Origin of the sequence: Gordonia polyisoprenivorans (genome assembly GCF_017654315.1) — a bacterium.
Classification (GTDB): Bacteria; Actinomycetota; Actinomycetes; order Mycobacteriales; family Mycobacteriaceae; genus Gordonia; species Gordonia polyisoprenivorans_A.
On sequence record NZ_CP072203.1, the window covers coordinates 5,967,274 to 5,993,585 of the forward strand.

The window sequence follows — 26,312 nt, forward strand, 5'->3', positions numbered from 1 at the left end:
GGGAATCCAATGCCACAGGCCTACATCGTGGATGCCGTCAGAACCGCCGTCGGAAAGCGCGGTGGGGGCTTCCAGAACTCGCACCCCGCCGACATGGCAGCGCACGTCATCAAGACAGTTGTCGGGCGTCACGAGTTCGATCCCGCTGATGTCGACGACGTCATCCTCGGCTGTCTTGACAACATCGGCGCACAAGCCGGCGACATCGCACGCACTGCGGCGTTGGCAGCCGGCCTTCCTGAAAGCGTCCCTGGAGTGACGATCGATCGTCAGTGCGGGTCTGCGCAGCAGGCTGTGCACTTCGCCGCTCAGGGCGTCATGAGTGGCACGTCGGATCTCATCGTCGCGGGCGGTGTGCAGAAGATGAGCCAGTTTCCGATCCTGTCCGCGTTCGCTGCCGGCGAGCCATTCGGTTCCACCGACCCATGGAGCAACTGCAACGGGTGGTCAGCCCGTTACGGCGACCAGGAGATCTCTCAGTTCCGCGGCGCCGAGATGATTGCCGAGCAATGGAACCTGTCTCGCGAGGACAACGAGCGGTTTGCTTACGAAAGTCATCAGCGCGCTTTGCGAGCTATCGCCGAGGGTCGATTCGAACGGGAGATCACGGAGTTCGACGGTGTGTCCGTGGATGAGGGACCTCGAGCCGATACCACGTTGGAGAAGATGGCGGGCCTCAAGACGCTCACCGACGGGGGCAGACTGACCGCTGCCGTCGCCAGCCAGATCTCCGACGGAGCCGCAGCGATGTTGATTGCCTCCGAAGCTGCGGTCAAGCGCTACGGCTTCACCCCTCGGGCTCGGGTACACCACATCTCAGTGCGAGGCGCAGATCCGGTCATGATGCTGGCAGCTCCGATTCCGGCGACCCAGCATGCGCTCAAGCGCGCGGGAATGTCGATCGATGACATCGACGCCGTCGAGATCAATGAGGCGTTCGCTCCAGTGGTGCTCTCGTGGTTGGCAGAGACAGGTGCTGATCCGGCGAAAGTCAACATCAACGGTGGAGCAATCGCCCTCGGTCATCCCATTGGCGCAACCGGCGCCCGACTGATGACGAGTCTGCTCCATGAACTCGAGCGCACTGGCGGCAAGTTCGGGCTGCAGACGATGTGCGAGGGCGGTGGCCAGGCGAACGTCACCATCATCGAGAGGCTCTGACCGATGGAACGCAACTTTTACGGCCCGGATCACGAGCTCTATCGCGAATCGGTACGAGAATTCCTTGCTCGCGAAGTGGAGCCGTTCAAGGATCAATGGGACGACGAGAAGTGGATCGACCGGTCTGTCTTTGCACGCGCCGCCAAGACCGGGCTCTATGGGCTTCAGATACCGGAGCAGTACGGCGGGTCGGGCGAGAACGACTATCGATACCGCATGGTCGTATGCGAGGAAATTGCGCGAATCAACGCCTTGTCGTTTGGCTTGACGGTCAGCCTTCAGGACGACTTGGTGCTGCACTACCTCCTCGATTTGACCTCGGACGAGCAGAAGGCCCGGTGGCTCCCGGGGTTTGCAGCCGGGGAGCTGATCGGAGCTCTGGCAATGACCGAGCCTGGAGCAGGTAGCGATCTACGCGGAATACGCACAAGCGCGTCGAAGGAGGGCGACAACTGGATTCTTAACGGCCAGAAAACCTTCATCTCCAGCGGAATCATGGCGGATGTCCTAGTCGTCGCCGCACGAACCGATCCTGCTGCTGGATCACGCGGTTTCAGTCTCTTCGTCGTCGAGCGCGACACACCAGGCTTTGAACGCGGTCGCAAGCTCGACAAGATCGGACTCCCCTCGCAGGACACCGCGGAGCTTTTCTTCGAGAACGCAACGGTTCCCAACGCCAACCTGCTGGGTAAGGAGGGTCATGGGTTGCACTACCTCATGAGCCACCTACCGCGTGAGCGCCTCGGCGTGTCAGCCAAGGCCATCGCGACCACACGGGCCATCTTGAACATGACGATCGACTACTGCCGCGACCGATCAATGTTCAGCCAACGTCTGATCGATTTCCAGAACACACGATTCGAACTCGCGGAGATGGACACCGAAGTCGATGTCGCGCAAGCCTATGTCGATCGAAGTGTTCTCGCATACAACGAGGGTAAGCTGAGCGCCGTTGATGCCGCCAAGGGCAAGTGGTATATCAGTGAGCTCCAAAAGCGAGTAATAGATAGGTGCTTGCAATTGCACGGCGGCTACGGATTCATGCGTGAGTATGCAGTCGGGAAGGCTTACATCGACACCCGAATCCAGACGATCTATGGCGGCACCACCGAGGTCATGAAGGAGATCATCGGCCGCGACATCGCGCGATGACCGTCCGGATCAATAGTCAGGTGCCGGGGAAAGAAGAGATCTTCGCCCCGGTTCGACCGACAATCGAACTGGGCGAAGATCCGGCGTCGAAAACTATGGGGGTCCGCTTCCTGGGATGCGAAGCAGGGCAGGCGACCTACCGCCAGGACATCGAATCCTGGCAAATCGATCAGCGACGTGGTCCTACACTCTCGGCCCTTGGTGTCCTGACCGACGCTGCCCTGGGGTCAGGCGCGTACCTCTTGGCGCTCGACCGAAAACTTGACTTCGTCGTCTCACAGTTGTCCGTATCCATGGCAGCATGGGCCGAACCTACGAAGTCCGCGATCGCCACTGGGCGTGCGTGTCATTTCGAGGACCACACCGACACAGTGTTATCGACCGGGTCGATAACCTCACAAGCCGGATTGATAGCGACCGCGACATGCCGCTCCATAGGTGTCCTGCGGCCGCGTGACAAGTCACGAGACTCCATTCCCCCGCTGCAGGCCACCCCACCGAAGTCGGACAGCGAAGTGACGTTGGGACACCTGTCACTCGGGGTTCCCCGACGAGAGTCATCTACACCAGCGGTCTTCACCGCTCCGTGGAACCCACTGGGATGGATGAGTAACGGTCTCGGCTCTGTACAGGGAGGCGTTCTCCTATGCTGCGCTGACGCTGTCACCCACCGAGTCATCGAGATGAGTACAGATCAGGAACGGGGGCGTGAAAGCAGCTTGCTCGATTTGACGATCGATATCATGCGGTCGCCACGCATCACCCAGAGCAATCAGAAGTACCGCTGGAGAACGACAGTTCTTCGGCAGGGCAGACGACTCAGCGTGGCTTCGAGCGACCTGTCCGGTCCCGACGGCCGCTTGTACGCACGAGCAACTGCGACATTCGTCACGCGCGATGCGAACCTCTAACCGACCTCTGCGTGGGTCGATGGCAACGAACTGCCGCCTGTCATTCGCAATCTACTTCTTTGCTGCTCCCGAGCCCCATCGGTCAGGGTGCGGGAAGTCGAGTATACCTTCGCCGCTCAGGCTCTGAGTAAAATCGGCTGGTGCCCAACCGGATTCGCACGTCCAGGAGCTCAATGCACGTGGGTGCGACCAGACAGACAATTCGGTGCCGTCGAATGAGAGACACTGTCCGTGGATTGCCTCGGATTCTGGACTCGCGAGATACACCGCGATAGGAGCAACAGTGTCGGGCGGCGGGAACACCAAAGCGTGCTCGACTCCCGACTGGCCGTCGAAGACGCCCGTCATGTCGGTGGCCGCGACAGGTGCCAGAGCGTTGACAGCAATTCCGAATCGTGCGAGCTCGATGTCCATGACGCGGGTCAGGCCCACGACGCCGGCTTTGGCCGCAGCGTAATTGGCTTGGCCGAACATGCCGAACAGTCCGGCGCCGGAGGTGATGTTGAGGATGCGACCGCCCCCGGTGGATCGCATGACGCGCGCTGCGGCCGAGCTGCACGACCACGTACCGCGCAGATGCACGTCGATCACCGCATCGAACTCGTCGACACTCATCTTGGTGAATGAACGGTCACGGGTGATTCCGGCGTTGTTGATCAGCATGTCGATGCCGCCGAAGGTGTCGACGCAATGACTGATCAAGCCTTGACAGAATGAGTCGTCGGCAACAGAGCCGGCCAGCCCGTTCACGGCCAAGCCGCGCTCACTCATCTCAGCGACGAATGCCGCTGTGGACTTGGCCGTCGTGCCGTTGACCACCACATGGGCGCCGGCGGTCGCCAGCGCCTCGGCGAACGCCCGGCCCAGGCCACGGGTCGAGCCGGTGACGACAATGGCCGAACCTTGCAACGAAGGCGATCCACCGATTCCGGTCATGCCCTGCGGAGCAACGACATCAAGTAGGCGCCGCCCAAGAGTTGGCCACGCTCAGGTAGTGCGCCGAGCTGACGAAGCATGTCGGAGATGTCGTACGCTGACTTGTAACTCGCCAACTTGCCGTCCTTGAACTCCAGGAAGATGTCGCAGCCGTGCGAATCAAATGTCGCATCCGGATTCAGCTTGGCAGGTCCGTGTCCGAACTGACGGAACAACACGATGCCTCGCTTGCGGTCGGCGGAACCGAAGCGCTCTATCTCCTCGAAGGCGACATCGGGCATGGCCTCCCAGATCTTGTCGACATAGGCTGGCATTCCGCTGATTCCGTTGATGATGTCAGGCCAGAAGGTCCGATCGTCCCAGATGATGTCGGGGTGAAGCAGGTCAAGTATCCGATCGGTCGAATGGGAGTTCCACGCGGCAAGCCACCGGGTGGAGAAGTCGTCGAGGAAGTCGGTCATGGCATGTCCCGCCGTTGGTCGATGGGGTTGCTTCACTTGGTGATTCGTTTGTATGCAGCACCGATGCGGTCGACGACGTCGGCGTGCCAGATCACTTCGCGGTAGGCCAGCGTCTCGTAGGTCAATGCACTGATCGGGTCCATCGCCGGCGAGCGACGTGCCATTTCCTTGTTGTTGATCGCCGATGCGGTTCCCGTCTCGGCAATGGATCGGGCCAGCCGGGTGGCTTCGTCGACGACATTACCGGCGGGCACGAGTCGGTCGAGTATGCCGATCCGGAGCGCTTCGGCGGCGTCGATCTTGTCGCCGGAGAACGTCAGCAGTTTGGCCTGGCTCAGGCCGACGATCTTCCAGAGGGGCGAGAAGTAGGGCGTGAGACCCATTTTGATCTGTGGGAATCCCATAATGACGTTGTCCGCGCCGATGCGGATGTCGCAGAACACCGCGATGTCGCATCCCCCGCCGAGTGCCGGGCCGCCAACGGCGGCAATGGTGGGTTTCGAGTAGTCGAGCAGGGTGCCGTATGCGCGCAAGCAGGCGTTGGAGTATGCGTCGCGTCGTTCTTGGTTGGTGAACATGGACTGCAGTTTGAGATCGAGGCCGGCGCAGAATATCTCTTCGCCACCGGTGATGACGACGCAGGCGACATCGTCGTTGCCGGCCCAGTCGTCGAGACAGTCGCTCAGGTCGGCGAAGAGCTCGAGGCTGAGCGCATTGCGCCGTTCGTACCGGCTGAACGCGATGGTTCCGACTCCTTGATCGATGCTGGTGGTGATCTCGCCGTACGTGTTTGCCATAACGTGTCTCCTTCGAGGTGGGTATTTCAGATCGGGTGTGTGAAGCGGCGTACTGCGCTCTGAGTTTGTTCTTCTGGAATTCGCCGCGGGGGAGCGGCGAAGATCATCGACGACATTGACTGGTTCTGATGTCTCCTGGTTGACGACTCGAGCACGGCGGTAAGGGATGTGTGCACCTGCGGTCTGTTCGTTCGAGGGCACGCCGTTGTCGAGTGTGACGATTGCCATGGACCTGCTCTCGCATCTCCGGATCGCGAACACATATCCCTTGCGTCCCTGATCGCATGACTCTCCTTCCTCGAACGCCCACCCCTCGGGAACCAAGGTGTGTTTCGCGGTATGACAGGGTCGACTACGGCGCGAGCACGGTGTCTCGTGCCAGCGTCAGATGGGCCCTGGTTCCGACCTCCCTGTCTGGAGTGACGAGTTCGGCGTCATAGGTCGCGATCGTGCGACCTCGCCGTCGATGTCGGATGCAAATGTTGAGCGGTTCGGCGAACGCCGAGAGCGGACGCATAAACTCGGCTGACACGTGAACGATCGACATATCCGTAGCCGCGTGGGCACGAGCAGCTTCCGCCACCGCTGCGCAGAGCGCGGCAACCTGGGCCCCGCCATGCACCACACCCGACGGGTTCGCAGTGGTGACGCCAGTCGGCATCACGGTCGTCCCAGGCGTCACCTCAATGTCCAGACCGAGCAGCTCGACCAGAGTCGATGAATGCCGTCGTGCGAGCGCGGCCTCGGAGGGGTGGGGCAGCTCTGCTACATCAAACATGAACATGCCACTCCCGGTGGCGACCAATTCCGCTGCGCCGAATTCTGCTGCTTTGCAGCGAATTTTGCAGTTACTCGAGGCTACAGCACCTGCACTGAACCCACTGCGGCCGATCCCGCGAACCGTGTCGGCTGCAGCAAGCGCTGCGGGGTTCACGTTGAGGTCGATCCGCAGCGTGATACAGCTGTGCGACCGTGTCGGGTCCAGTGTCGCCCGGGCGAGCAGTAGGTCGATCATCGGCATCAGCCACCCCGGGTTGGGATCGCCAAGTGGCTTGGTGCAGTCCGCTACGGCCATACCGTTGCTGTGGCCGATCAGGCGAACACCAAACAGTTCGTCGGGTGGTCCAGTCGGGCCGATCAGCGAGGGAGCTCCGTCTGCGGCGCAGCGCGCGAAATCGTCGACGAATCGCGTGTCGTCGACGGTCATCTCGCGGACGCCGCGGCAGTGTTGTCGCTGCCGTTGTCGAGGTGGGCGTTGAGCTCGGTGGCGAGGTCGGGCAGATCCACCAGACGGAACTTCTGGATCTTTCCCGACATCGTCGTGGGAATGTCGGCAACCACATGCCATTCGACGGGGAACTTTGCCCGGGCCATCTTCAACTCGTCGAGGTGGCGGAGATAGGTTTGCGCCCCCTCCCATTCCACTCCGTCGCGCAACGCGACCCATGCCCCGACACCCTCGCCGAAGCGTTTATCGGGGACGGCTGTCACCGCCACGCGGCCGATGTCGGGGTGCGACAACAACGCCGCCTCGATGTCCTGGGTCGAGAACTTCTCCCCTCCCCGATTGATGATATCCTTCATTCGGCCAGTCATCCTGACCCAACCGTCTTTCACCTCCCCGACATCCCCGGGATAGAAGAACCCGGCGTCGTCGCTCTGCGCCGCAGTCACCACTGGATCCGTGTAGCCGTCGAAGAGTTGAGGTCCTCGGATCCGCAGTTGTCCGATCCGACCTTCGGGCAAGGGCTGACGCAGTTCGTCGACCGCCTCGATCTCCATGCCTGGCAACATTCGACCGTCCCATTCGGCGCGCTGTTCAAGTGGATCTGATTCGCTTGCAGCGGTGCATATTCCGGCGGTTTCGGTCATCCCGTAATTACGGGTAGCGCTGATCCCTACAGCTGCGGCGTCACGGATCAGGTTCGGCGGGATGGTCGAACCCGCACACTGATAACTGCGGAGTCGATGGGTCGCACCCGCGCCCGCCGCGTACCGATCGATCAACTCTTGCAGGAATATGGTCGCGCCCATCATGACCGTGACCCGTTCCCGTTCGATGACGCCGACCGCCTCGTCAGCATTCCAACCCGGCAGGATCACCGCGCGCGCCCCCAGATGGGCCGGCATCACCAGGCCCGCGACGAAGCCACCCAGATGCGAGAGAGGCGTAGCGGCCGCCAGCACCGTGGTCTCGTCCAGATTCATCACATCGGCGTAGTTGCGCAGATGTGCGATCAACGCGCGGGAACTGAGCAGCGCGCCCTTCGGCGCCGATGTGGTGCCCGACGTGTAGAGGATGAGAGCCGGCTCGTCCGCCGCAAGAGGTTCCGGCAGCGAACCATTGGCGTCGATCCCGGTCTGCGTCACCGCGGTCCAGCCCGACTGCTCACCACCGACGAGGAACTTGATCCGCGGCGCATGGCCGAGCCGTCCGAGAGCGGCATCTATCTCCGCGTGAGGAAGGCGGCTGCCGAGCGTGTGGGCGACCGCGACCACCGACGGCCTGCTATCGGCGAGGATCTGCTCGGTCTCGTGCTCACGATAGATCGGCACGACCGGCACGTTGATCGCTCCGATGCGGAACGCGGCCACCTGCAGAACCAAAGCTTCCAGGCAATTGGGGAGTTGGACGAACACGCGGTCACGACGCTGCACTCCGTGCGCGATCATCGTCGCGGCAACCCCGTTCACCCAGGACGAGAACTGCCCGTAGGTCACCCGACGGTCGTTGAAACAGAACAACTCACGGTCCGGAAACCGTTGCGCTTGCCGACCGATGAGCTCGCCGATCCGCCCGTCGGTCCACAGTCCGAGCTCGGTGTACTGCGCAGCGCGTGCGGTGTCGACTCTCATCGATGTTCTCCCAGGGCAGTGATGTGGCTTACCTGACAAACAATACAACATGTCCGGATTTAATGGAAGGTCGCCCGAACGATGTGTATGGTTTTCACACGGCCGGGCAAGCCGATGGGAACAGCCGCCGGAGTGACCAATTCACCTGACCAACAAAGGACTTCACTGATGTCGAAATACGAATATCTCCTGACTTCCGTCGAGGACGGGGTGGGAATCATGCAGCTGAACCATCCGGAGAAGCGCAACGCACTCGGATGGGAGTTGCACCATGAGGTCATCGCGGCACTCGACGAGTGGGCCTACGACGACGACGTGGCAGCGGTCCTCATCATCGGGAACGAGGACTACTTCTGCGCCGGCTGGGCGTTGGATGTCCTACAGGGCACCGAGGGCGCCGACCGGACGAGATTCACCGACCTCGCACTGCACCTGATGGTCGCGATCTACGACTACCGCAAGCCCACCGTGGCGGGGGTTGCCGGCGTCGCGCCGGGATACGGGATGGATGTGGCGAACATGTGCGACATCACGATCGCGTCGAAGAACGCGTCATTCGGCTCCACACAGGTGAAGTATGCGATGAACGGCTTTTACCATGGCATCCTCAGCAAAACCAACACCCAACGAGCCCGCCGGATGCTCTTCACCGGTGACCCGATCTCAGCCGAAGAGGCGCAACGATGTGGACTCGTCGACGAGGTCGTCGAGGTCGGCACGCTACGCGAGAACGCCCTACGGCTGGCCAAACAGATCGCCGAGAACGGCGCCGAACTGACCTCGGTACTCAAAGAGGTCGCCTTGCGCGCCCAGAACATGGACCACATCGGCGCCACCGCGTACGAACTGCGCGTCACCCACGATCTGGTGCAGCGCGAGCTGTTCACCAAACGTATTGCCACCGGGCTCGAACGCCTCAAGTCCGGCCAGAGCCGAGCCACCGAGCGCGCCGCGCTCTGATTCGCACGTCACGATCGCCCGCGAGAGATCATCGGTCACAATCCCAGTGAGCGACCGATGATCTCCTTCATGATCTCGGTGGTCCCGCCGTAGATGGACTGGATGCGGGCGTCGACAAACGCTCGACTGACCGGATACTCCTTCATGTAGCCGTAGCCGCCATGCAGTTGCAGGCAGCGGTCCGCGACGCGCATCTGCAGTTCCGTCGCCCACCATTTCGCCTTGGCCGCCTGGACCGGCGAGAGAACTTTGCGCACATGCAGCTCTACGCAGTGGTCGACGAAGACGCGGGCGATGTTGACTTCGGTGTCGAGTTCGGCGAGGAGGAAACGGTTGTTCTGGAACGAACCGATCGGTGTGCCGAAAGCTCTGCGTTCCTTGACATATTCGATCGTGCGCGCGAGTGTTCCCTCGGCAGCCGCAGCCGCGGTGACCGCCAGCGACAACCGTTCCTGTGGCAGGTTGCGCATCAACTGGTAGAAGCCCTCGCCTTCCTCCCCCAGGCGATTCGCCACCGGTACGCGGACGTCGCCGAAGCTCAGTTCACTGGTGTCCTGTCCGTGCAACCCGAGCTTGTCGAGATTGCGACCCTTCACGAAACCTGGCGTGCCGGCCTCGACCACGATGAGGGTCAGTCCCTTGTGGGCATCATCTGATGTGCGGGTGGCGACGACGACGAGATCGCAGTTCTGGCCGTTCGAGATGAAGGTCTTCGCGCCGTTGATCACGTAAGAGTCACCGTCGCGGACCGCGCGGGTGCGGATACCCGACAGGTCGCTGCCGGTGCCCGGCTCGGTCATGGCGATGGCACCGATGAGGGATCCATCGGTGAGCCCAGGCAGCCAACGCGACTTTTGCTCGTCGGTGGTCAGATCGAGCAGGTAGGGCCCGACCACATCGTTCTGCAAGGCCAAACCGAGTCCTGCCGACGCGAACCCCGATCGGGCGAACTCTTCATTGACGATGGCATTGAATCGGAAGTCGTCGATGCCGGCACCGCCTAGCTGCTCGGGAGTCGGAAACAACAGCATGCCCGCGTTGCCCGCCTGGGTGAACAGTTCCCGATCGACGATCCTGGCATCTTCCCACCGGTCGAAATTCGGCGCGACCACGCGCGTGAGGAACGCGGACACCGTCTGGCGGAACTGTTCATGCTCGTCGGCGTACACGGATCGATTCACGGCGAAATCGGGTAGGGCGATTGCCATTGTGCAGCTCCTGGTTTCGGTTTCTGGTCAGTGCGGAGACAGGTTTCGAATGCACGCAGCCTGGCCGATGGCGGCGATCCTCAGGCTGTCGGCTTCGTCCTGGGCATCAATCGATGCCTTGACATACGCCACCGCCGCGCGAGACATCCCCGCGATGGATACGGCGTACTCATTCACTGCGGTGTCGAGTCCGGCGGCGGGCAGTGACCGTAGCGCGACTCCCGCCGCGACCGCCTCACCGCCGGTGAGTTCACGGCCGGTCAGGATAAGGTCCAATGCACGCTCGCGACCGATCAGCCGAGGCAGGCTCCACGTGGCACCGAGATCTGGCAGCATCTGTTTGGTGCACTCCAGCAACGCGATTCGGGCGTCAGCGGCGACGATACGGATGTCGCAGGCGAGGGCGAGTTGCATGCCGGCTCCCAGTACCGCCCCCGACAATTGAGCGATGGTGACAAACGGCGCTCGGCGGATGGCGGTGATCACCCGTTGCGCGTCATGAATCGCACCGAGCATCGGATCCGGCGTGCCGACCGGATGTTCGGCCAGGGTCCGGATGAATCCTCCCGGGCGCGTGAACTCGTGCAGATCGATGCCCGAGCTGAACGAGTGGCCACAACCCTTGACGATGACCGCGACGACCTCGGGCTGTGCGCTGAGGTCGCCGAACGCATCGGTGATCTCACGCCACATCGTCAGGTTCTGCGCGTTGTGTCGTTCGGGACGGTTGAGGGCGACGACGCGAACTGCACCCGAACCGGTCACCGCGATGGTTGAGAATGTTCGGCCTGAACCTGATTGATCCTGATCACCGCCCGGATGGTCGGTCATTGATCCTCCACTCGGCGCGCGGATAATTCGTACAATATGTTCGACTTTGGAAATGAGCGTACACGATGTTCGAGCTTTCCAGTAGCGGCAAGTAGACTGGGTTCATCACGGAACTGAGGCCGAAGCGATCAGAGAGAGGCCATGGCCACACAGACGACAGACGCCGCTCGTACGCCGGGCCGCGAGCGGCAGCGTGCGGCTACGGTCCGGCGCGCGACCGAGGCCGCAGAGGCATTGCTGGCCGAGGGGGTTCCCTTCCGGGACCTGAGCGTCGAGCAGGTCATCTCCCGGGCCGGCATCGCGCGCTCAACGTTCTACTCGCACTTCGATGACCTCGGCCATCTGCTGCGCGCGCTCGGCGAGGGCGTGCTCGCCGACGTCATCGCCGCGGCCCGGGTCTGGATGGATGCCGAATCAAAGCTCACCCACGCCGAGCTCCGAGACGCCCTGGCCGGACTCGTTGCCACCTATCGGAAACGCGCGAAGCTGCTTGCGGCGCTTGCCGAGGCCTCGACATCGGACCCCATGGTCCGCGATGAGTTCCACGGATTGTTCGCCGCCGGTCATGTCGAGTTGGCCAAACACATCAGACGCGGACAGCAAGCAGGGTTCGTTCGCAACGACGTCGACCCCGGCCCCACCGCCGGCTGGCTGGTCTGGATGGTCGAACGCGGCCTCTACCAACAGGTTCGGGTGGCAAAACCGCGGGCCGTCAAGCGTGAGGTCGATGCACTGACAGACATCGTGTGGAACACGCTCTATCGAGCCTGACCTCGGAGCATCTGGTGATCCGGTGTCTGACAGATCATGCCCTGGAAACTTAGAGGCGTTCGCCGACAAGCACTTCCTCGTGATGCGCCCACGTACGTGCCGTGCGGATGCTGGAAGTCGGCCCCAGCCATGCCGACCGCGCGGACCTCTACGGCGATCCCCGGAGTTGCCGGCGCTCCAGCACCGACTCCCACTTCGGTGCGAGAGCCCCTGCTGTCGGGTCGAGGAAAGCGGCTAGCATCAACATTCCCTACTGTAACGGCGATTACAGTAGGGAATGTACTCGCGGGCGAGCATCACCACAAGAGCGGGATTGAGACTTGCCGGCCTATCGGGTTGGGCGGTGGGCCTTGGACCAGTCGACTGCCCGTCGGAGATCGGGCTTGAGGTATTTGCCGCTTGGGTTGCGCGGAAGTGGATCCGGTGAGACGTAGATGAATTCGGGCCGGCAGAAGACGGGCAGCGACTCCCGCGCGAATTCGGAGACTTTGCCGGGGTCAACCTGACCCCCTGGTTCCGGTGAGACGATCACACCGACTCGTTCGCCCAGCTCATCATCTGGGACTCCGATGACGGCAACTTCGAATACTCCGGGGGCGCCGATGAGCACGTTCTCGACCTCGACGCAGTAGACCTTCTCACCGCCTCTACTTATGCAGTCCTTGAGTCGATCGACGATCCACAACACGCCATCTTGATCGCGGCGTGCGAGATCGCCAGTCGAGATCCATTGGTCCTCTGGAGCGTCCGCTGACGTCCCATTCCAGTAGCCCGCCATCATGCTTGCCCCCCGGGCGAACAGTTCCCCGGCCCCGGTCGGGTCCTGGTTGCGAATCTCTATCTCCACCGCGGGCATCGGTAACCCGATGGCGCCCGCATGGCTGAGGGCAAAACGATTCGGCAGGGCGGTCAATACTCCGGTTGATTCGGTGCATCCAAACCCGTTCACGAGTGAGGCCTGGGGGAAAAGGGACCGGAGTAGCGGCGCGAGTTCCGGTGGAACGGGCGCACCACCGAACAGGGCTGCGGTCACCGACCCCGTATTCGCACTCGCGGCCGCCGGATGATGGGCGACCCGCCAGTAGACTGTCGGAACCGAAATCAATTGGTTGATTTGTTCACTCTCGATAATGGTCAAGAGCGATCCCACGTCAAAAGCAGGCATGATGATTGACGTACCCGCGATGTGAGTTGTGGCGAGCAACTGGGAATGGCAGCCGGTGACGTGGAAGAGCGGGACGGAAATAAGGCTGCGATGGCCTTCCACCTCAGGCATCGCATCGATGAGCATGTGGCGTGTGTTCTCAGCAGCAGTCCACAGACTGCGATGGCTCATTGCGACGCCCTTCGGCGTGCCTGTAGTACCACTGGTGTAGACGATCTCGGCAATGGAGGCCGGCTGAGCTGACGGCTGCGATGATTGCGAACTCCCGATCGGAAGTCTGGCGGGATCGTTGATCACCACAGCGCACTGCGCGTGCGCGATCTGACTGGCCTTGTCCCGGTCCGGAAGACGTGAATTCAGCGGCACCACCGCGCATCCCGCGAGATGACCACCCCAGTACGCGACGACCCATTCGACACCGTTCGGAAGATCGATACCGACGCGGTCTCCTGGGCGGATGCCGTTGGCGGACAGGCCCTGAGCCAACGCTTGCGCACGATCGAAGAGTTCTGCATACGTCAGCCGCGCACTGCCCGGGACCACGATTGCCTCTCGCTCGGGCGCTCGCGATACCGCGCGCCGTAAGATGTCCACGATCGACGATTCCTGTGCGGCGTATTCGAGAAGTCCGTCCGCCCCTCGTCGTATTCCTCTGTCAATTTCGGTGTTCATTGCTGACCTCGTTCAGGTGCTGCTCCTGGTCGTGCGTTGACCTCGGACCAATCGACCTTCTGGACGGTGAAATTGCGAACGTCTCGCATGGCGGGATCAAGGATCATCTGTTGGCGACGCAATCGTTGATAGAGAAACGCCACGATCGAGGTGTCCTCGTCTGGTCTCGCTTTCAGCACATATTGCTCGAGGGCCTCGTCAGCCTCGCGCCAATTGTTGGGCCGGACTCCCAGCAGGGCTTCCTCATCGGCGCGGTCGAGCTGCTCAGTCGCGTCGGCGAGCTCGTCGGCACTGCCGATCGCGATAGCCATGTCGCGGGCAATGCGAATGCGGAATGCGGCGAAGTCCTCATCGCTGAGATCGCTCAGGATGTCGTCGAGCACACGCTCAATCGATCGCGACCATGGTCGGCGTCGCGATCCAGCCCCTGGCACGTCGTCGAAGTCTTGGGGGAGTTCGGCTCCGGTTTCCTCCGCGATTATCGTCAGGCAAATCAGTTGAGCCATTACGGACCACGCCTCCCACTGCGCGAGGTCGAATCGCGAACTCGGATCGAACCGCTCTCCAATCGACAGCATCGAGGTGAGAACTGCAAACCGAACCGCATTGAAGTTGACGACATGTGAGTCGACATCGCGGCCCGTGCTCTCGGCATAGTGTTTGAACGCAAGGGTCAGGTTCCCAATCGGCTGCGCGGTATCACGCATTCGCATTGCACCGAGGTCTGCGAGAGGGTCACCAAGACAGGCGAATTCGACGTCCATGACCGCGGTCATATGACCGCTCTGGTGCAGGAACTGCCCAGCATCGAAATGAACCCAGGTCACCTCCGAACGCTGTGGGATGTTGCGCCGGATCCATCCGATGATGAACTCATGAACGGGATCCGGTGTGGGCTTCACCTTTCGGTACCACGATTCCGACAGGTCAAACCCCATCAATCCGATCTGGGTAGGATCGGACGGTCGTCCAAAACCTTGCTTCTCGAACTCATCGGGATCAATGTCCTGCGCCCTGACGAGGGCATCGATGTATTCGAGTAAGACGTCGTCGCGGTGGTGCTGTGGATCGTGATCGTCGAAACGGTCCTTACCCGGGACCGCGTCCATCAGGATTCCCTCGGGAGCAGGGCACAATCCATACAGTTTCGGTACTGGGACTCCGTGACGCTGAAGCACCTCCATGATTCGATGCTCCCGTTTGATGGAGAGTGTCTCCGTCCACGGCATCGGCTCTTCCCGCTGACACCGGAGATACAGGGTCCGACTCGCTTCGCTCTCGTCAGACTGGATCTCGATGAACCATGCCGGACGCCATCTGCCCTGCCTGCGGACACGGATGACAGGACGCCCTACGCATCGCTCCACCCACTCGAATGCTCCAGGCCAGGGTGCGGGCAGCGTATCCCACCGGTCGATCCAAGTGTCATCGTGTGAGCCGTGTGCTTCCGATGCGGGAGCATCGATGACGATTTCGGAGTCTGTTGCGGTCACTTCGACGGAGCCTTCCTCGCCGGCCAATTCAGCGGGCGCCGTCGATCATGGTCAAGACCGCCACGGTCGGCCCGTCCGAGCGATTGCTCCACGCGTGTGCTGTGCCTCGCTGAACGAACGTGTCCCCCGGCAGCAGGCGAACTTCTTCGGTCTCGAGAACCGCGAACAGCTCACCGGACAACACGGTGATCACGTCGACGGTGTCGGTCGTGTGGAATCCGTGCGCGACGTCACTGTTGGTTTCGGATGCCCCTGTCGCCGCTAGCGCAGCCGAGTACAGTTCCGGGTCACTTTGCCATTCCTTGTCGGGCGGGAAGCAGGCGACGAGCACTTTCAATCCGTTCTTGGGCGGAATCACCTGGTATTCATCAGTCTGGACGAACACGTCGCTGGTCACGGGGACAGGCACGGCGGCCACGGACAAGACGTCGTTCAAGGTGGCAACCGGCGTCGCGGCCCGCTCTGTCGTGTTCGCATCGCTCACGACGCACGACTTGCCGTCTGGGCCGACACCCGAAACAACCACACGCGACTGGAATTCGTTCTTACTCATGCTGTTCCACATTCTGTTCAATAATCGAACACAGATTAGACGATCTGCGTAGTGACAGTGATCGTATTACGTACGAATCCCGTAGGCAATAGGTTCGGCTCGTCGCTTTGAGAGGCAGTACCGTGTCAGAGTGGCCACACACAACTCATCATCGCGGCAGGTACCTCGCCGTCCTCCGGGTCGCAAGCGTGACAAGAGCAAGGAACGGGCACTGCTCGACGCCGCACTTGATGTGTACTCGGAGGTGGGCTGGGCATCATTCAACTTCGAAGGCGTCGCGCGCCGTTCCGGAGTTGGGAAGCCGGCAATCTACTTGCGATGGGCTACCAAAGAAGAGCTCTTGCTGGATGCATTCGGCATCCTGGACCTACCTCACGTGGATACCGATACCGGAAGTCTCGAGGGCGACCTGATGGAACTTGGTCTTGCGCTCCTCGACTGGTGGATGTCTACGGGCGCACGTGCGTGGCAACGACTGCAACTCGACTCGTCCGTCTTCGCCGAGCTCTCGGACACCGTGCTTCGGGAGCACATGCGGCGAAATGTGCGTGCGGCAGAGGCCATCGTTGACCGAGCTCTCCTCCGAGGCGACATCGACGACCGCGCAGGAGGGATCATCGTGCTCGAGATGGTTAACGGTGCGATCTTCACGCGGATCTTCGATACGCCGCCTGATCGTCGGGATGCATTCAGGGAGAAGGGCGCCGCCTATGTTCGACGGCTGGCGATGATGGCCGCGACCGCTGCGACAATTCGGGATTGAAGTGACGAAACAGCCTCTCGTCGCCTTGTAGATATAGAATCAGGACAGTGCGTGCCGCATCCGAAGCTCCTTCTTGAGGATCTTGTTGGCGGCGCTCAGCGGAAGCGTGTCGACGAACTCTATCGTGCGCGGCACCTTGTATCCCGCAAGCGTCTCGCGCGCGTACGAAATGAGGTCCTCGGCGCGAGGTTGGGTGCCGGTCCGGGGAACAACGACCGCATGCACCCTTTCTCCCCAGGTAGGGTCGGGTAACCCGATAACCGCGACTGCGTCGACGTCCTCGTGTCGGGCGAGGGCGCGCTCGACCTCGATCGAGAAGACATTCTCACCGCCGGTCAGAATCATGTCCTTGATCCGATCGACAACGTAGACGTAGCCGTCTGCGTCGGCATACGCAGCGTCGCCTGTGTAAAGCCATCCATTGCGAATAGTTTCAGATGTCTCGTCGTCGCGATTCCAGTATCCGAGCATGAGTCCGGGCGTGCGCACGGCTAGTTCCCCGACCTCACCACTTGGCACCTCAGTGTCAGACGCATCGACGATCTTGAACTCAGTAAACGGGCTCGCGACACCGGTGGCACCCAACTTTGAGTTGAGTGGACTGTCTGGACGATGGACGTCGGGCGGAAGCATCAGAGTCATCGCGGTCTCGGTCATCCCATAGCCCTGCATGAACTTGACGTGCGGCATTGCGTCCATTGCTTGTTTCAGGAGTGATGGATTTATCGGCGCGGTCCCGTAAACGAGTTGCCTCAGAGATGAGAGGTCGCGGTCTGCGCTGTGCGGGTCGTTCAACAGCATTGCCAGCATCGTAGGTGCAAGGAGCATGTCAGTGACACCGTGTCGTTCTACTGCCTCGGCAACGACCGCCGGGACAAATCCGGGTACCAGAACGTGAGTACCGTTTCCGAACCAGTGACCCGACGCCATCTGGATACCACCCATATGGAATAGCGGAGCGCAATGAAGCAGTAATTCACTTGTCCCGCATCCCATTGTCCGCATTCCGACACCGCCGCAGACAATGCTGTCGTGACTGAGCAATGCACCCTTGGGATAGCCGGTCGTTCCGCCGGAGAACAGGATGCACGCTGGATCCTGTCCTCCGAAGCCGGCATCCGGAACCGGTGGCCCATCGTTCATCAGGTCGAGCATGGTCGTACTGTCGTGTACGTCTGAACCGTCCATGCTGATTACTGCGCGTATGGACGGACACTCCGCACGAATGGTGTCGACGCGGTCGGCGAATGAACGATCAACCAGTAGCACCGAAGTCTCGACGTCGTTGAGTGAGTAAATCATCTCGTCGGTCGACCAGCGAATGTTCAGGGGAGCGGTGATGGCTCCAATCCACCACGCTGCCTGGTAGTGCAGCAAAAATCGGTCGGAATTAAGTGCGAGCGCGCTAACTCGATCGCCGGACCTGACGCCGAGTTCGAGCAACCCGCCAGCGAGCCTCTGGACATTGTCTCTGAACTCACGATGGGTGAGTTGACGGTCTCCGTCGATGGTAGCCAGGCAGTCAGGCGATATGCGGGCCGCACGAGAGACCGGCTGAGTCAGGTGGAAGCCACGAGCCACGTCAGTCGTCGATTCCGAGCTGTTGGATGAAATTGCGAACGTCGTAATAGTCTTTGTGGTAACTCACGCGTCCCGCCGCATCTGAGCGGCAAACCGCTACTCCAGGGACGGAGTAGCGGCGGCCTGTCGGCGGATGCAACTTCTCGCCGAGGGAGAGTGGTCCGTCAGCCGTCCCGGACCAAATCCACTCGGCAACAAAGGCGTTTCCGTCTGAAACGATTGAAGTGAAATCCACCAAGGTGTCGCTCGAGAATCTCAGCATGTGTCTGAAGAAGCGCGCCACGTCGGCCACGCCGGTGTACGTATGGCCCATACCGGAGTCGATGTACACACCATTGTCCGCAAACACCTCGCGAAGGAGCGACTCGTCCCCGGAAGACCACGCGGTGGTGTAGTGCTGGAGGAATTTCTTGTCGTCCGGTCGAATCAAGTGGTCGGTGTCATCAGACTCGGTCATTGAGTTCCTTTCGAACCGCGTGGGCTCACTAATGTATTGTAGAATAAATACTTTGAGCGGTCCCAGTCAATCGAGGAAAGTTCGAGTGGGCCTGTAGGCAAGGGCCAAGCACTGAGACCCTCCGCAGCGAGGATGGTCTCAGTGCTCGGCAACTCCGCGAGGCGCGAGGGATCATCTGACCGGCGCGCATGGAGGGCGGATGCCTCGTCGTCCTGTTCTTACTCTGCGTGGACGCAGCGAACTCAGGAGGCGGTCTTCCTCGTGCCGGCAGTCATGGTCAGCCGATCCATGTATGCGTGGTCGCGCGAGAGCTGGTTGCCGCGGACGTGGATGAGGTCCATCCCACCTTCGGTGATCGTCGGTGCGGATCCGTCCCGAGGGGTGATGTCGACTTCCCAAACGCATACCTGAGCGTTCGCCCCTGCAATTCTCCGGTCTTCGAGCACTCGGAATTGCATATCCCAAACTTTGAAGAACTTGGTCAGATATCGACGAAGTCGTTCGCGACCTTGGATCGTGCCTGTTGCCGCAGGGTCTCGGTAATCAACATCTTCGGTGTATGTCTGTAGCGTTGCCTCGACGTCCAACGAGTTCCAGGCTTCAATGCATCGCTTGGTCGCCGCGAAGATCTCCTCGTCTGAAAGCAGCTGTTCGGTGGGTGCGGTCATGACAGTTCTCCTTCTATTTTGACAAAAAATTCTAGTGCGACAGTGCTTCAGCGTCGCTCGGGGTGTTCCACACCAGTAGTTCGGGATGATCGTGGAAGCGTTTGGAAAGTGCAATTTTCTGAATCTTGCCGGTTGTTCCGATAGGGAGAGAGTCGACGAACTCCACGTGTTGCGGTACCTCCCACTGGCCGACTCGCGGCCGGCAGTACTCGATCAGTGTCTTCGCATCGGCCTGCTGATTGGTGGCCAGCACCACCACAGCAACTACTGCCTCGCCCCAATGCTCATGTGGTGCTCCAACAACCGCTACTTCGCCAACGGCCGGATGTTGGGCCAAGATGTTCTCCACAACGGCTGGAAAAACATTGTAGCCGCCTGAAACGATCATGAATTTCTTGCGATCTGTAAGGTGTATTCGCCCCAGAGAGTCCTGGTATCCCACATCGCCGGTGTGGTACCAGCCGTTCCTGAAGGCTTGAGCCGTCTCTTCGGGCATCTGGTGGTAATGACTCAACAGGTGGCCCCGCGCGCAGATCTCACCGGCTGTTCCCGCTTCGACACATCGGTCGTTTTCGTCATGAATTTCGACATCGACATGTAACAATGGCCGCCCGACCGGTGCCGGTCCATCAGAATCGAGATGCGCAGCCAGATCGCGCTCCATGACTATGGCCCCGGTGACTTCTGTTGAGCCGTACCAGTTCTGGAAGGTGGTGCACGACAGAATCTCAGTCGCCCTTCGAATCACCTCCGGGACGACGGGGCTGCCAAGCATTACCACGATTCTCAAAGAGTCGAGCGTCCGCTGCTGTCTGTGGAGTTCCTGGACTATCGCGTTGAGCATGGTTGGTACAACGAACATTACGGTGACCTGATAGCGGTCGACGTTATCGATGGTGCCTGCGACGTCAAAGCGTCCTGGAAGGACGGTCGCTGCTCCGCTTGAAATACCGAAGGTGTGGATGAAGATGGGGAATCCTGAGCCAGGTAGGTTGTTCAAGATCACGTCGTCGGAGTTGAATCCGCCGGCGTATGGTGACGAAACCACTTGGGTGGCGGCGCCTATCTGGGTGAGCACGGCACCTTTGGGCAGGCCGGTTGTGCCGGAGGTGTAGGAGATGGCAATGGGATCTTCGTCCGACAGGTGCGGGATGTCGAAGGCGGCCGTCGATTCGGAAATCAACGACTCGTAGTCGTAGGGCAGACCGTGTCCGTCGCCATAGCCGACGGCGATGCAACCAGCGTGTGACCATTCGTCAATATGCGACCGGACGTGGTCGACCAGTTCTGCTTGAATGAGAATGAAGCGCACGTCCGCGTCCCGCACGATATGGTCGATCTCTCGCGGAGAGTAACGCCAGTTGATGCCGATCCGAACCAGGCCTGTGTGAATGCACGCGTGCCAGTGCTCGATCATCTCGATGCGATCCTGCGAGAGAATCGCCACCCGGTCGCCGGGGTGCAGTCCCAGAGATTGCATGGCATGGGTGAGTCGCGCCGATCGATCGTAGATCTGGGACCAGGTAAGCGTTCGACCTTGCTGTGCGTACGCCAGGTCGTTGCCGCGAGTTCGTGCTAGTCGAACTGCATAGTCGCGGATCAGAACCGTCATAAGAGTATCTCCACATCGCGAGCGCTCTCGTTGCTGAGGTCCGCGGTTGCGGATCTGACTCGACCATAGTGGGTGCTCAATGAGAACTCAATAGTTCTCCAGAAGAACTGACTCGTCTCAGAGGTGATTTGGTGAGCTGTCTTGACTTGGGTCGCCAGCCGTTCGGTCGGCGACAAGTCGTATTGTCGAGACCGACACACGTTCACCACACTGGTCGCAGCAAAGATGAGGCGCTGTCGTCTGACCGCAAGTCTCGTGCACGAGGTGCCAGTCGTGGTCCTGGTCTGCTTCCAGATACCCTTCGCCCCACTGCTGTATCGCGAGGAAAATCGGGTACATCGCCCGGCCCTTGTCGGTCAGCCGGTACTCGTATCGGGCCGGCCCAGTCTGATACTGAACTCGCCTCAGGATCTCTTCGTCGACTAGGGTGCCAAGCCTCTTGGTCAGTATGTTTCGCGAAATGCCGAGGTTGTGCTGGTAGTCATCGAACTTGCTGACCCCATAGTAGGTCTCCACCAGGATGGCGAAGGACCACTTGTCGCTGAGTATCGCAACGGTCTGCATGACGGCAGGAGATCGTCGTGGCAGTGGCGTTCCATCTCGCGCGAGCTCAGGGTACACAACCATCAATGTAGTTCAGCTGTCCAGGCAATCTCGAGGATGACGACTGGCTCGCTGTCGTCACCATGCGTAACCGTCCTTGCCGGGCCCGGGATCGATTATTGTCGGCCTACCATGAGCAGCCACGATCCAGAGATGATCCTCGGCAATGAGGCGATCTCGGCGCCGAGCAGTAGGTCGCCGTTGACCGCGACGCGTGACGGGAGTGCGAGCGCGCTGCTGCTGGTCGTCCTGGGCGAGTTCGTCTGGCCCTCGCCGGACTCGGTGTGGTCGACGGCAGGGTGCTGGCGGATCTGGGGGTGGAGCCCACGCCCCCATAGACAATTCAATGGGAGGCGTCCCGATTGGACGGTCTGCTTATCTCAATTGACGGGCCTTCCCGCTCCACGATGATGAGAGCCCCGTAGAGGTAATCCCAGAAGAGTGTTGGATTTGTGGTTCTCGCAATAGAAGGCGCTTGGATTGGCCCGCTCGCAGCCGGAGAAACAGACAAGCCAGTTATTCAACCCAGCGGGCGAGTTCACCGGCCTGGATTTGTGAGTAGCGCAGGGTGAACGCCCAAGGTCGACAACCATGCCGAGCCTCGGGATCAGAGTCGGCCGATGCGGAATTGATATGAGCCGACACCCCCAACACCGGCAGGAAGCCAAAGGTGCTGCAACTCAGTGTGTGGTCTGTGACACCTTGCGCGACTCTGCGAATGCCAGCGCATCCTGCCACGACCGTCCCTTGGCAATCATCACGCGATACTTCATGATTACTGCCTGGCCGTTGACGGTGAGTGCACCGATGAGCCGATCACCTCGTCGGTACAGTGCAACCCAACGCCCTTCACTCTCGGGATCGCCGTCGACGACAACGACTTCGTCTGCGTTCGGTGAGCCAACAAACTGGATTCGGACGTCGTACCAGTCGGACCAGAAATACGGCACTGTGCCATAGGGTTTCGAGTTTGATGGGTCGATGGCGTTCCGCGCGGCAGCTGCTCCCTGCTCGGCAGCCGCAGTCCAGTTCTCCATACGTTGGCGTTCGCCGAGCACAGGGTTGAACCAGTTCGCGACATCGCCGGCCGCGTAGACGCCCGGCACGCCGGTCCACAGCGTTTCGTCACAGACGATGCCGTTGTCAACAAGCACCCCTGACCCCTCGAGCCAATCGGTCGCGGGCGAAACCCCTACCCCGACGACAACGAGATCGGCATCGAGCACGGTGCCGTCGGCGAGCACGACTCGCTCAACGTGACCGTCGCCCTCGATCGCGGACACGCCGGTTCCGCATATCAGCGTGGTGCCGTTACGGTGGTGCAGCGATGCGATTGCGTGCCCCATGGCTTCACCGGTAGCACGCACCAGTGGCGTCGGCAATGCTTCGACGATGGTGACGTCGACACCTCGCTTGTGTGCGCCGGATGCCACTTCCGATCCGATGAACCCCGCACCGATGACCACAGTGCGCGCACCGCCGGTCAACGCCTCGCGCACCGCAATCGCGTCGTCCACGGTGCGCAGTGCGTAGACGCCGTCGAGCGACTCGGTACCGGGGAGCATGCGAGGTATCGAACCGGTGGCGATGACGAGTGCGTCATACTCCACATCTCGATCGCCCACGCGCACCGTCTTGGACTCGGTGTTCAGACCAGTTGCGGGAGCGCCCAGTACAAGTTCGACGCCGAGCTCATTGCTGAGCACTTCCTCGGTCCGAAAGAACGGTGCAGGGAGGTCATCGGAGCCGGGTTCGAGGAACGCCTTCGACAGAGGCGGGCGGTCATACGGAAGGTGCCGCTCGGCACCGATCAACGTGATCGATCCCTCATACCCTGCTTTTCGCGCGGCTTCGACGGCGCGCAACCCGGCGAGTGACGCTCCCACAACGACGAGCTTGTCAACGGTCATGATCGAGTCCATTCCTTCTGGGCGGGGCGTCAGTCTCGTACGATGCGTAGTGCCTCAGTGGGACATCCGGCGACTGCCTCTTCAACCGCCTGCAGTTCATCGTCGCTGATGTCCTCTTTGAGAAGCACGAGTTCACCCGCCTCGTTGACCTCAAAGAACTCAGGTGCGAGGGACTCGCAAATGCCGAGTCCGGTACATTTTGTGAAATCGACAGTCACCTTCATGGCGGTCACCTTCTTTCAGAATCTGGGTTCACGGCTGTGTTCGCGGGAAAGCTTGGGCGATCTCGCGGACGACAATCTCCGCGGTCTCCGCGCAAGCGGTGGTGCCCCCGTTGGCGTACTCTTTGACCGCGTCGCCGACATTCCACAATCCGGTCAGGTCAGTGGTGTGTGGCAGATCGAAGCCCGCGACGGCACGCTGGGGCGGCCACCCGTCTCGCGTAACGGTCGTCGACAGGATCCGAGCCTTCTCGTCGAAGCCGGGAATCGTGTCGCGGAGATCGTCAAGCAGGAGCTCGGTTTCGGCAGCCTCGTCGAAGTCGCCGATCGCCGGCTCTGGCACCGAAGTGCCCACGTAGAGATGCCATCCCGCGGGCGCCATCTCCGGGCACGTCTCGGTGAAGTTGGCGAGGTAGGCAACGCGTCGGCTCTTGGCAAAACTGAGCATTCCGGGTGCGCTGATCAACGGTTCCTGACTCGCGAAGTTGATCGCGATCATCGCGCATGGCCGATTGCGCTGCTCGACCATCGAGACGTACTCCTCGGGGAAGGCTTCGCGGCCCACGAGATCCAACGTCGCGTACGGCCCGATATCGCTGACCACGACTGGTGCGGTAATGGTTCGCGTCTGCCCCTCGTGGGTGACGGTCACGCCGGTGATGGTGTCGCCGTCGACCTCGATCCGCGTTACCTCAGTGGACAGCAGCAGGTCACCACCATGCGCAGCAAAAGCTTCCGCCAGAGCATTCCATAGTCCGATGGTGCCCTCCGGGTGGAAGCCAAAACGCTTGAAGGCGCTCTTGCGGGTGAAGTAGGTCAGGAATACTCGGGCAGGGAGTTCCTCCGAGCTGACGGCAAACACCGATGCGCACATGTTTCGGAAGATGCCATGCACACCTTCGTTCTTGGTGTACTTCCGAACCCAATCTGCGGTGGACAGCTCGTCCTCCGGCAGACCGGAGTCGTTGCGTGCGGCTCCGATTCCTTTGACAAGTTTTGCGCCCTGACGTGTCAGCTTGCCCAGCAGCATGCCCCAACCACCACCGGTCACGTCGACATCCTTACCGCCGATCCGGTAAAGGATCGGGGGCGAGGGCTCGCGGATCTCAAACTTGGCGCCAACCTCCTCGCAGGTCTGTTCCGTGATACCGCCGACCTCGATCACGATGGCACCGTCGTTGACCTTGAAACCATCGATCTCGGTCGTCGATGCTCGCCCTCCAACTTTGTCCAGGCGTTCGACGACGAGGGTCCGATATCCGCTCTTGGCCAGTCGGGCCGCGGTGAAGAGACCACCGGCGCCGGCGCCAATGACAATCGCGTCATACTCGCCACTGTTTGCCATGTTTCCTCCAGAGGTGTTTGTGGAAAATAAGTACTGATTCGTTCTCGACCGCCGCCGACTCAGTAGGAGCGCGGAAGATTGAGCGAGGTTTGCGCGACGAAGTTGAGAACCATTTCGCGGCTGACCGGGGCCGTCCTCATCAGTCGGGTCACGAACCAAAGTTCGGAGAGCCCGTACTCGTGAGCAAGGCCATTGCCGCCGTGCGTCTGAATTGCTTGATCGAGTGCGGCAAGCGCAGCCTCGGCGGCCGCGAACTTGGCAATATTGGAGGCCTCACCGACTCCGGGCGAATCCTGGTCGGCCAGTTCCGCTGCATGTCGCGTAGCCAGGCGGGACACCTCAACATTGATGTGCGCTTCCGCCAGCGGGTGCGACACGCCTTGGTGTGCGCCGATCGGTGTGGACCATACCTTGCGGTTTCGGGCATAGTCACTTGCCTTCTCAACGGCGTAGCGGCCGACGCCGCCGCAAATCGCGCCCACCAGGATCCGTTCCGGATTCAGCCCACTGAAGACCTGCCGCAGCCCCTTGCCGGCTTCGCCGACCAACGCTTCCGGGCCGACTCGCACGTTGTCGAGGAAGACAGTGAATTGCTTGTCGGGAGAGACGATGGCGGTGGGGATTTCCTGGATGGTGAGACCTGGCGCGTCGGTCGGCACGACGAAGATCGAGAGTGCCTTGCGCTCCGGAGTGGACAATTCGTCATCGCGACTGATGAGAAGCAACGCATCGGCTTGGTCGATGGCCGATATGTAGTACTTCTGGCCGGACAGTAGCCAACCGTCGCCGTCTCGGCGCGCCGTGGTCTTGATGTTGTGGCTGTTGGAACCGGCGTCGGGCTCGGTGAGCCCGAAGGCCATCTTTCGGGAGCCGTCGGCGAGCCCCGGTAGCCATTCCTGCTTCATGGCCTCGCTGCCGTGCGCAGCAAGAATGCTGCCACAGATGGCAGGCGAGATCACCCAGATCAGAAGTGGCATTCCTTGTGCCGAGAGCTCTTCGACGACCACGACAGCTTCGGCCATTCCGCCACCACCTCCCCCGTACTCCTCCGGAAGGTGCACACCGAGCAGGCCGGCTTCACCGAGATCGTTCCACAGCTCGTCGATATGCCCGCCGTTCCGACCTCGTTCGAGAAAGTATTGGGGACCATACTGCTTCGCAATCGCGCGAACGCTCTCGCGAATCGCGCGGTGGTCGTCGGAGTCCTGGATGAGTCCGGTCACGA

The 26,312-nt window shown here is 61.0% G+C and carries 24 protein-coding genes; 5 read left to right on the plus strand and 19 right to left on the minus strand.

The genetic code is table 11. The annotated features are described in order from the left end of the window. Positions 1 to 9 precede the first annotated feature (9 nt). Positions 10 to 1,161, plus strand: a complete 1,152-nt coding sequence (locus J6U32_RS26820) for an acetyl-CoA C-acetyltransferase (protein ID WP_208792938.1) — start codon at positions 10 to 12, stop codon at positions 1,159 to 1,161. 3 nt (positions 1,162 to 1,164) lie between these two features. Continuing rightward, positions 1,165 to 2,313 carry an acyl-CoA dehydrogenase family protein gene (locus J6U32_RS26825; protein ID WP_208792939.1) on the plus strand — a complete coding sequence of 383 codons (1,149 nt, stop codon included), beginning with the start codon at positions 1,165 to 1,167 and terminating at the stop codon, positions 2,311 to 2,313. A 962-nt stretch (positions 2,314 to 3,275) separates the two neighbouring features. On the opposite strand, the gene J6U32_RS26830 is transcribed toward J6U32_RS26825, so the two are convergent. The 5 genes from J6U32_RS26830 to J6U32_RS26850 form a co-directional block, all read right to left on the minus strand. Beyond that, on the minus strand, positions 3,276 to 4,160 hold the full coding sequence (locus tag J6U32_RS26830; RefSeq protein WP_208792940.1) for an SDR family NAD(P)-dependent oxidoreductase: 885 nt from the start codon (positions 4,158 to 4,160) through the stop codon (positions 3,276 to 3,278). Next, the gene (locus J6U32_RS26835) at positions 4,157 to 4,621 is read right to left on the minus strand and encodes a nuclear transport factor 2 family protein (RefSeq protein ID WP_208792941.1); all 465 of its coding nucleotides are present in this window, start codon (positions 4,619 to 4,621) and stop codon (positions 4,157 to 4,159) included. Before J6U32_RS26835 ends, J6U32_RS26830 begins: the two co-directional genes overlap by 4 nt. Before the next feature lie 32 nt (positions 4,622 to 4,653). Then, positions 4,654 to 5,646 (minus strand): enoyl-CoA hydratase/isomerase family protein, encoded by a 993-nt coding sequence (locus J6U32_RS26840; protein WP_244332419.1) that lies wholly within the window; start codon positions 5,644 to 5,646, stop codon positions 4,654 to 4,656. Positions 5,647 to 5,770: 124 nt separating this feature from the next. Further along, on the minus strand, positions 5,771 to 6,625 hold the full coding sequence (locus J6U32_RS26845) for an acyl-CoA thioesterase domain-containing protein (protein ID WP_208792942.1): 855 nt from the start codon (positions 6,623 to 6,625) through the stop codon (positions 5,771 to 5,773). Next, a complete protein-coding gene (locus J6U32_RS26850; RefSeq protein ID WP_208792943.1) occupies positions 6,622 to 8,274 on the minus strand; it encodes a class I adenylate-forming enzyme family protein in 1,653 nt (550 codons plus the stop codon). The genes J6U32_RS26845 and J6U32_RS26850 overlap by 4 nt, the downstream gene beginning before the upstream one ends. Before the next feature lie 168 nt (positions 8,275 to 8,442). Here J6U32_RS26850 and J6U32_RS26855 point away from each other — a divergent pair, with 168 nt between their 5' ends. After that, a complete protein-coding gene (locus J6U32_RS26855) occupies positions 8,443 to 9,234 on the plus strand; it encodes an enoyl-CoA hydratase/isomerase family protein (RefSeq protein ID WP_208792944.1) in 792 nt (263 codons plus the stop codon). Positions 9,235 to 9,269: 35 nt separating this feature from the next. On the opposite strand, the gene J6U32_RS26860 is transcribed toward J6U32_RS26855, so the two are convergent. Continuing rightward, complete coding sequence (locus J6U32_RS26860; RefSeq protein ID WP_208792945.1) at positions 9,270 to 10,442, minus strand: acyl-CoA dehydrogenase family protein; 1,173 nt, start codon at positions 10,440 to 10,442, stop codon at positions 9,270 to 9,272. Positions 10,443 to 10,469: 27 nt separating this feature from the next. Further along, the gene (locus J6U32_RS26865; RefSeq protein ID WP_208792946.1) at positions 10,470 to 11,273 is read right to left on the minus strand and encodes an enoyl-CoA hydratase/isomerase family protein; all 804 of its coding nucleotides are present in this window, start codon (positions 11,271 to 11,273) and stop codon (positions 10,470 to 10,472) included. Positions 11,274 to 11,414: 141 nt separating this feature from the next. Between J6U32_RS26865 and J6U32_RS26870 the strand changes: the two genes are divergently transcribed. Then, positions 11,415 to 12,044: a TetR/AcrR family transcriptional regulator gene (locus J6U32_RS26870; RefSeq protein ID WP_208792947.1), complete on the plus strand. Its 630-nt coding sequence runs from the start codon at positions 11,415 to 11,417 to the stop codon at positions 12,042 to 12,044. Between the two features lie 328 nt (positions 12,045 to 12,372). On the opposite strand, the gene J6U32_RS26875 is transcribed toward J6U32_RS26870, so the two are convergent. From J6U32_RS26875 to J6U32_RS26885, 3 genes are all read right to left on the minus strand, one after another. Beyond that, the gene (locus J6U32_RS26875) at positions 12,373 to 13,881 is read right to left on the minus strand and encodes a class I adenylate-forming enzyme family protein (RefSeq protein WP_208792948.1); all 1,509 of its coding nucleotides are present in this window, start codon (positions 13,879 to 13,881) and stop codon (positions 12,373 to 12,375) included. Continuing rightward, entirely contained in the window at positions 13,878 to 15,110 is a 1,233-nt protein-coding gene (locus tag J6U32_RS26880) for a phosphotransferase (RefSeq protein ID WP_338837867.1), read from the minus strand. The genes J6U32_RS26875 and J6U32_RS26880 overlap by 4 nt, the downstream gene beginning before the upstream one ends. Before the next feature lie 292 nt (positions 15,111 to 15,402). Then, on the minus strand, positions 15,403 to 15,927 hold the full coding sequence (locus J6U32_RS26885) for a cupin domain-containing protein (protein ID WP_208792950.1): 525 nt from the start codon (positions 15,925 to 15,927) through the stop codon (positions 15,403 to 15,405). Between the two features lie 130 nt (positions 15,928 to 16,057). Between J6U32_RS26885 and J6U32_RS26890 the strand changes: the two genes are divergently transcribed. Then, positions 16,058 to 16,690 (plus strand): TetR/AcrR family transcriptional regulator, encoded by a 633-nt coding sequence (locus J6U32_RS26890; RefSeq protein WP_208792951.1) that lies wholly within the window; start codon positions 16,058 to 16,060, stop codon positions 16,688 to 16,690. 39 nt (positions 16,691 to 16,729) lie between these two features. On the opposite strand, the gene J6U32_RS26895 is transcribed toward J6U32_RS26890, so the two are convergent. From J6U32_RS26895 to J6U32_RS26935, 9 genes are all read right to left on the minus strand, one after another. Continuing rightward, positions 16,730 to 18,271 (minus strand): AMP-binding protein, encoded by a 1,542-nt coding sequence (locus J6U32_RS26895; protein WP_208792952.1) that lies wholly within the window; start codon positions 18,269 to 18,271, stop codon positions 16,730 to 16,732. 1 nt (position 18,272) lies between these two features. Then, positions 18,273 to 18,728: a nuclear transport factor 2 family protein gene (locus tag J6U32_RS26900; RefSeq protein WP_208792953.1), complete on the minus strand. Its 456-nt coding sequence runs from the start codon at positions 18,726 to 18,728 to the stop codon at positions 18,273 to 18,275. Between the two features lie 242 nt (positions 18,729 to 18,970). Further along, positions 18,971 to 19,396, minus strand: a complete 426-nt coding sequence (locus J6U32_RS26905) for a nuclear transport factor 2 family protein (RefSeq protein ID WP_208792954.1) — start codon at positions 19,394 to 19,396, stop codon at positions 18,971 to 18,973. A 31-nt stretch (positions 19,397 to 19,427) separates the two neighbouring features. Continuing rightward, positions 19,428 to 21,008: a class I adenylate-forming enzyme family protein gene (locus J6U32_RS26910; RefSeq protein WP_208792955.1), complete on the minus strand. Its 1,581-nt coding sequence runs from the start codon at positions 21,006 to 21,008 to the stop codon at positions 19,428 to 19,430. 117 nt (positions 21,009 to 21,125) lie between these two features. Further along, positions 21,126 to 21,572: a winged helix-turn-helix transcriptional regulator gene (locus J6U32_RS26915; RefSeq protein WP_208792956.1), complete on the minus strand. Its 447-nt coding sequence runs from the start codon at positions 21,570 to 21,572 to the stop codon at positions 21,126 to 21,128. Between the two features lie 719 nt (positions 21,573 to 22,291). Beyond that, positions 22,292 to 23,533: an NAD(P)/FAD-dependent oxidoreductase gene (locus tag J6U32_RS26920; RefSeq protein ID WP_338836751.1), complete on the minus strand. Its 1,242-nt coding sequence runs from the start codon at positions 23,531 to 23,533 to the stop codon at positions 22,292 to 22,294. A gap of 17 nt (positions 23,534 to 23,550) precedes the next feature. After that, on the minus strand, positions 23,551 to 23,745 hold the full coding sequence (locus J6U32_RS26925; RefSeq protein ID WP_208792958.1) for a ferredoxin: 195 nt from the start codon (positions 23,743 to 23,745) through the stop codon (positions 23,551 to 23,553). Between the two features lie 28 nt (positions 23,746 to 23,773). Beyond that, complete coding sequence (locus J6U32_RS26930; RefSeq protein ID WP_208796353.1) at positions 23,774 to 25,087, minus strand: phytoene desaturase family protein; 1,314 nt, start codon at positions 25,085 to 25,087, stop codon at positions 23,774 to 23,776. A gap of 59 nt (positions 25,088 to 25,146) precedes the next feature. Continuing rightward, the gene (locus J6U32_RS26935) at positions 25,147 to 26,310 is read right to left on the minus strand and encodes an acyl-CoA dehydrogenase family protein (RefSeq protein ID WP_208792959.1); all 1,164 of its coding nucleotides are present in this window, start codon (positions 26,308 to 26,310) and stop codon (positions 25,147 to 25,149) included. Positions 26,311 to 26,312 lie beyond the last annotated feature (2 nt).

What these genes read in the sequence shown, in the direction of transcription:
- J6U32_RS26880 (WP_338837867.1), bottom strand. Translation starts at nt 15,110, where the DNA reads ATGCCGTGGACGGAGACACTCTCCATCAAACGGGAGCATCGAATCATG.
- J6U32_RS26905 (WP_208792954.1), bottom strand. Translation starts at nt 19,396, where the DNA reads ATGACCGCACCCACCGAACAGCTGCTTTCAGACGAGGAGATCTTCGCG.
- J6U32_RS26820 (WP_208792938.1), top strand. Translation starts at nt 10, where the DNA reads ATGCCACAGGCCTACATCGTGGATGCCGTCAGAACCGCCGTCGGAAAG.
- J6U32_RS26860 (WP_208792945.1), bottom strand. Translation starts at nt 10,442, where the DNA reads ATGGCAATCGCCCTACCCGATTTCGCCGTGAATCGATCCGTGTACGCC.
- J6U32_RS26920 (WP_338836751.1), bottom strand. Translation starts at nt 23,533, where the DNA reads ATGGACTCGATCATGACCGTTGACAAGCTCGTCGTTGTGGGAGCGTCA.
- J6U32_RS26830 (WP_208792940.1), bottom strand. Translation starts at nt 4,160, where the DNA reads ATGACCGGAATCGGTGGATCGCCTTCGTTGCAAGGTTCGGCCATTGTC.
- J6U32_RS26885 (WP_208792950.1), bottom strand. Translation starts at nt 15,927, where the DNA reads ATGAGTAAGAACGAATTCCAGTCGCGTGTGGTTGTTTCGGGTGTCGGC.
- J6U32_RS26850 (WP_208792943.1), bottom strand. Translation starts at nt 8,274, where the DNA reads ATGAGAGTCGACACCGCACGCGCTGCGCAGTACACCGAGCTCGGACTG.
- J6U32_RS26910 (WP_208792955.1), bottom strand. Translation starts at nt 21,008, where the DNA reads ATGACGGTTCTGATCCGCGACTATGCAGTTCGACTAGCACGAACTCGC.
- J6U32_RS26835 (WP_208792941.1), bottom strand. Translation starts at nt 4,621, where the DNA reads ATGACCGACTTCCTCGACGACTTCTCCACCCGGTGGCTTGCCGCGTGG.
- J6U32_RS26845 (WP_208792942.1), bottom strand. Translation starts at nt 6,625, where the DNA reads ATGACCGTCGACGACACGCGATTCGTCGACGATTTCGCGCGCTGCGCC.
- J6U32_RS26855 (WP_208792944.1), top strand. Translation starts at nt 8,443, where the DNA reads ATGTCGAAATACGAATATCTCCTGACTTCCGTCGAGGACGGGGTGGGA.
- J6U32_RS26900 (WP_208792953.1), bottom strand. Translation starts at nt 18,728, where the DNA reads ATGACCGAGTCTGATGACACCGACCACTTGATTCGACCGGACGACAAG.
- J6U32_RS26915 (WP_208792956.1), bottom strand. Translation starts at nt 21,572, where the DNA reads ATGCAGACCGTTGCGATACTCAGCGACAAGTGGTCCTTCGCCATCCTG.
- J6U32_RS26825 (WP_208792939.1), top strand. Translation starts at nt 1,165, where the DNA reads ATGGAACGCAACTTTTACGGCCCGGATCACGAGCTCTATCGCGAATCG.
- J6U32_RS26865 (WP_208792946.1), bottom strand. Translation starts at nt 11,273, where the DNA reads ATGACCGACCATCCGGGCGGTGATCAGGATCAATCAGGTTCAGGCCGA.
- J6U32_RS26925 (WP_208792958.1), bottom strand. Translation starts at nt 23,745, where the DNA reads ATGAAGGTGACTGTCGATTTCACAAAATGTACCGGACTCGGCATTTGC.
- J6U32_RS26840 (WP_244332419.1), bottom strand. Translation starts at nt 5,646, where the DNA reads ATGGCAATCGTCACACTCGACAACGGCGTGCCCTCGAACGAACAGACC.
- J6U32_RS26870 (WP_208792947.1), top strand. Translation starts at nt 11,415, where the DNA reads ATGGCCACACAGACGACAGACGCCGCTCGTACGCCGGGCCGCGAGCGG.
- J6U32_RS26930 (WP_208796353.1), bottom strand. Translation starts at nt 25,087, where the DNA reads ATGGCAAACAGTGGCGAGTATGACGCGATTGTCATTGGCGCCGGCGCC.
- J6U32_RS26875 (WP_208792948.1), bottom strand. Translation starts at nt 13,881, where the DNA reads ATGAACACCGAAATTGACAGAGGAATACGACGAGGGGCGGACGGACTT.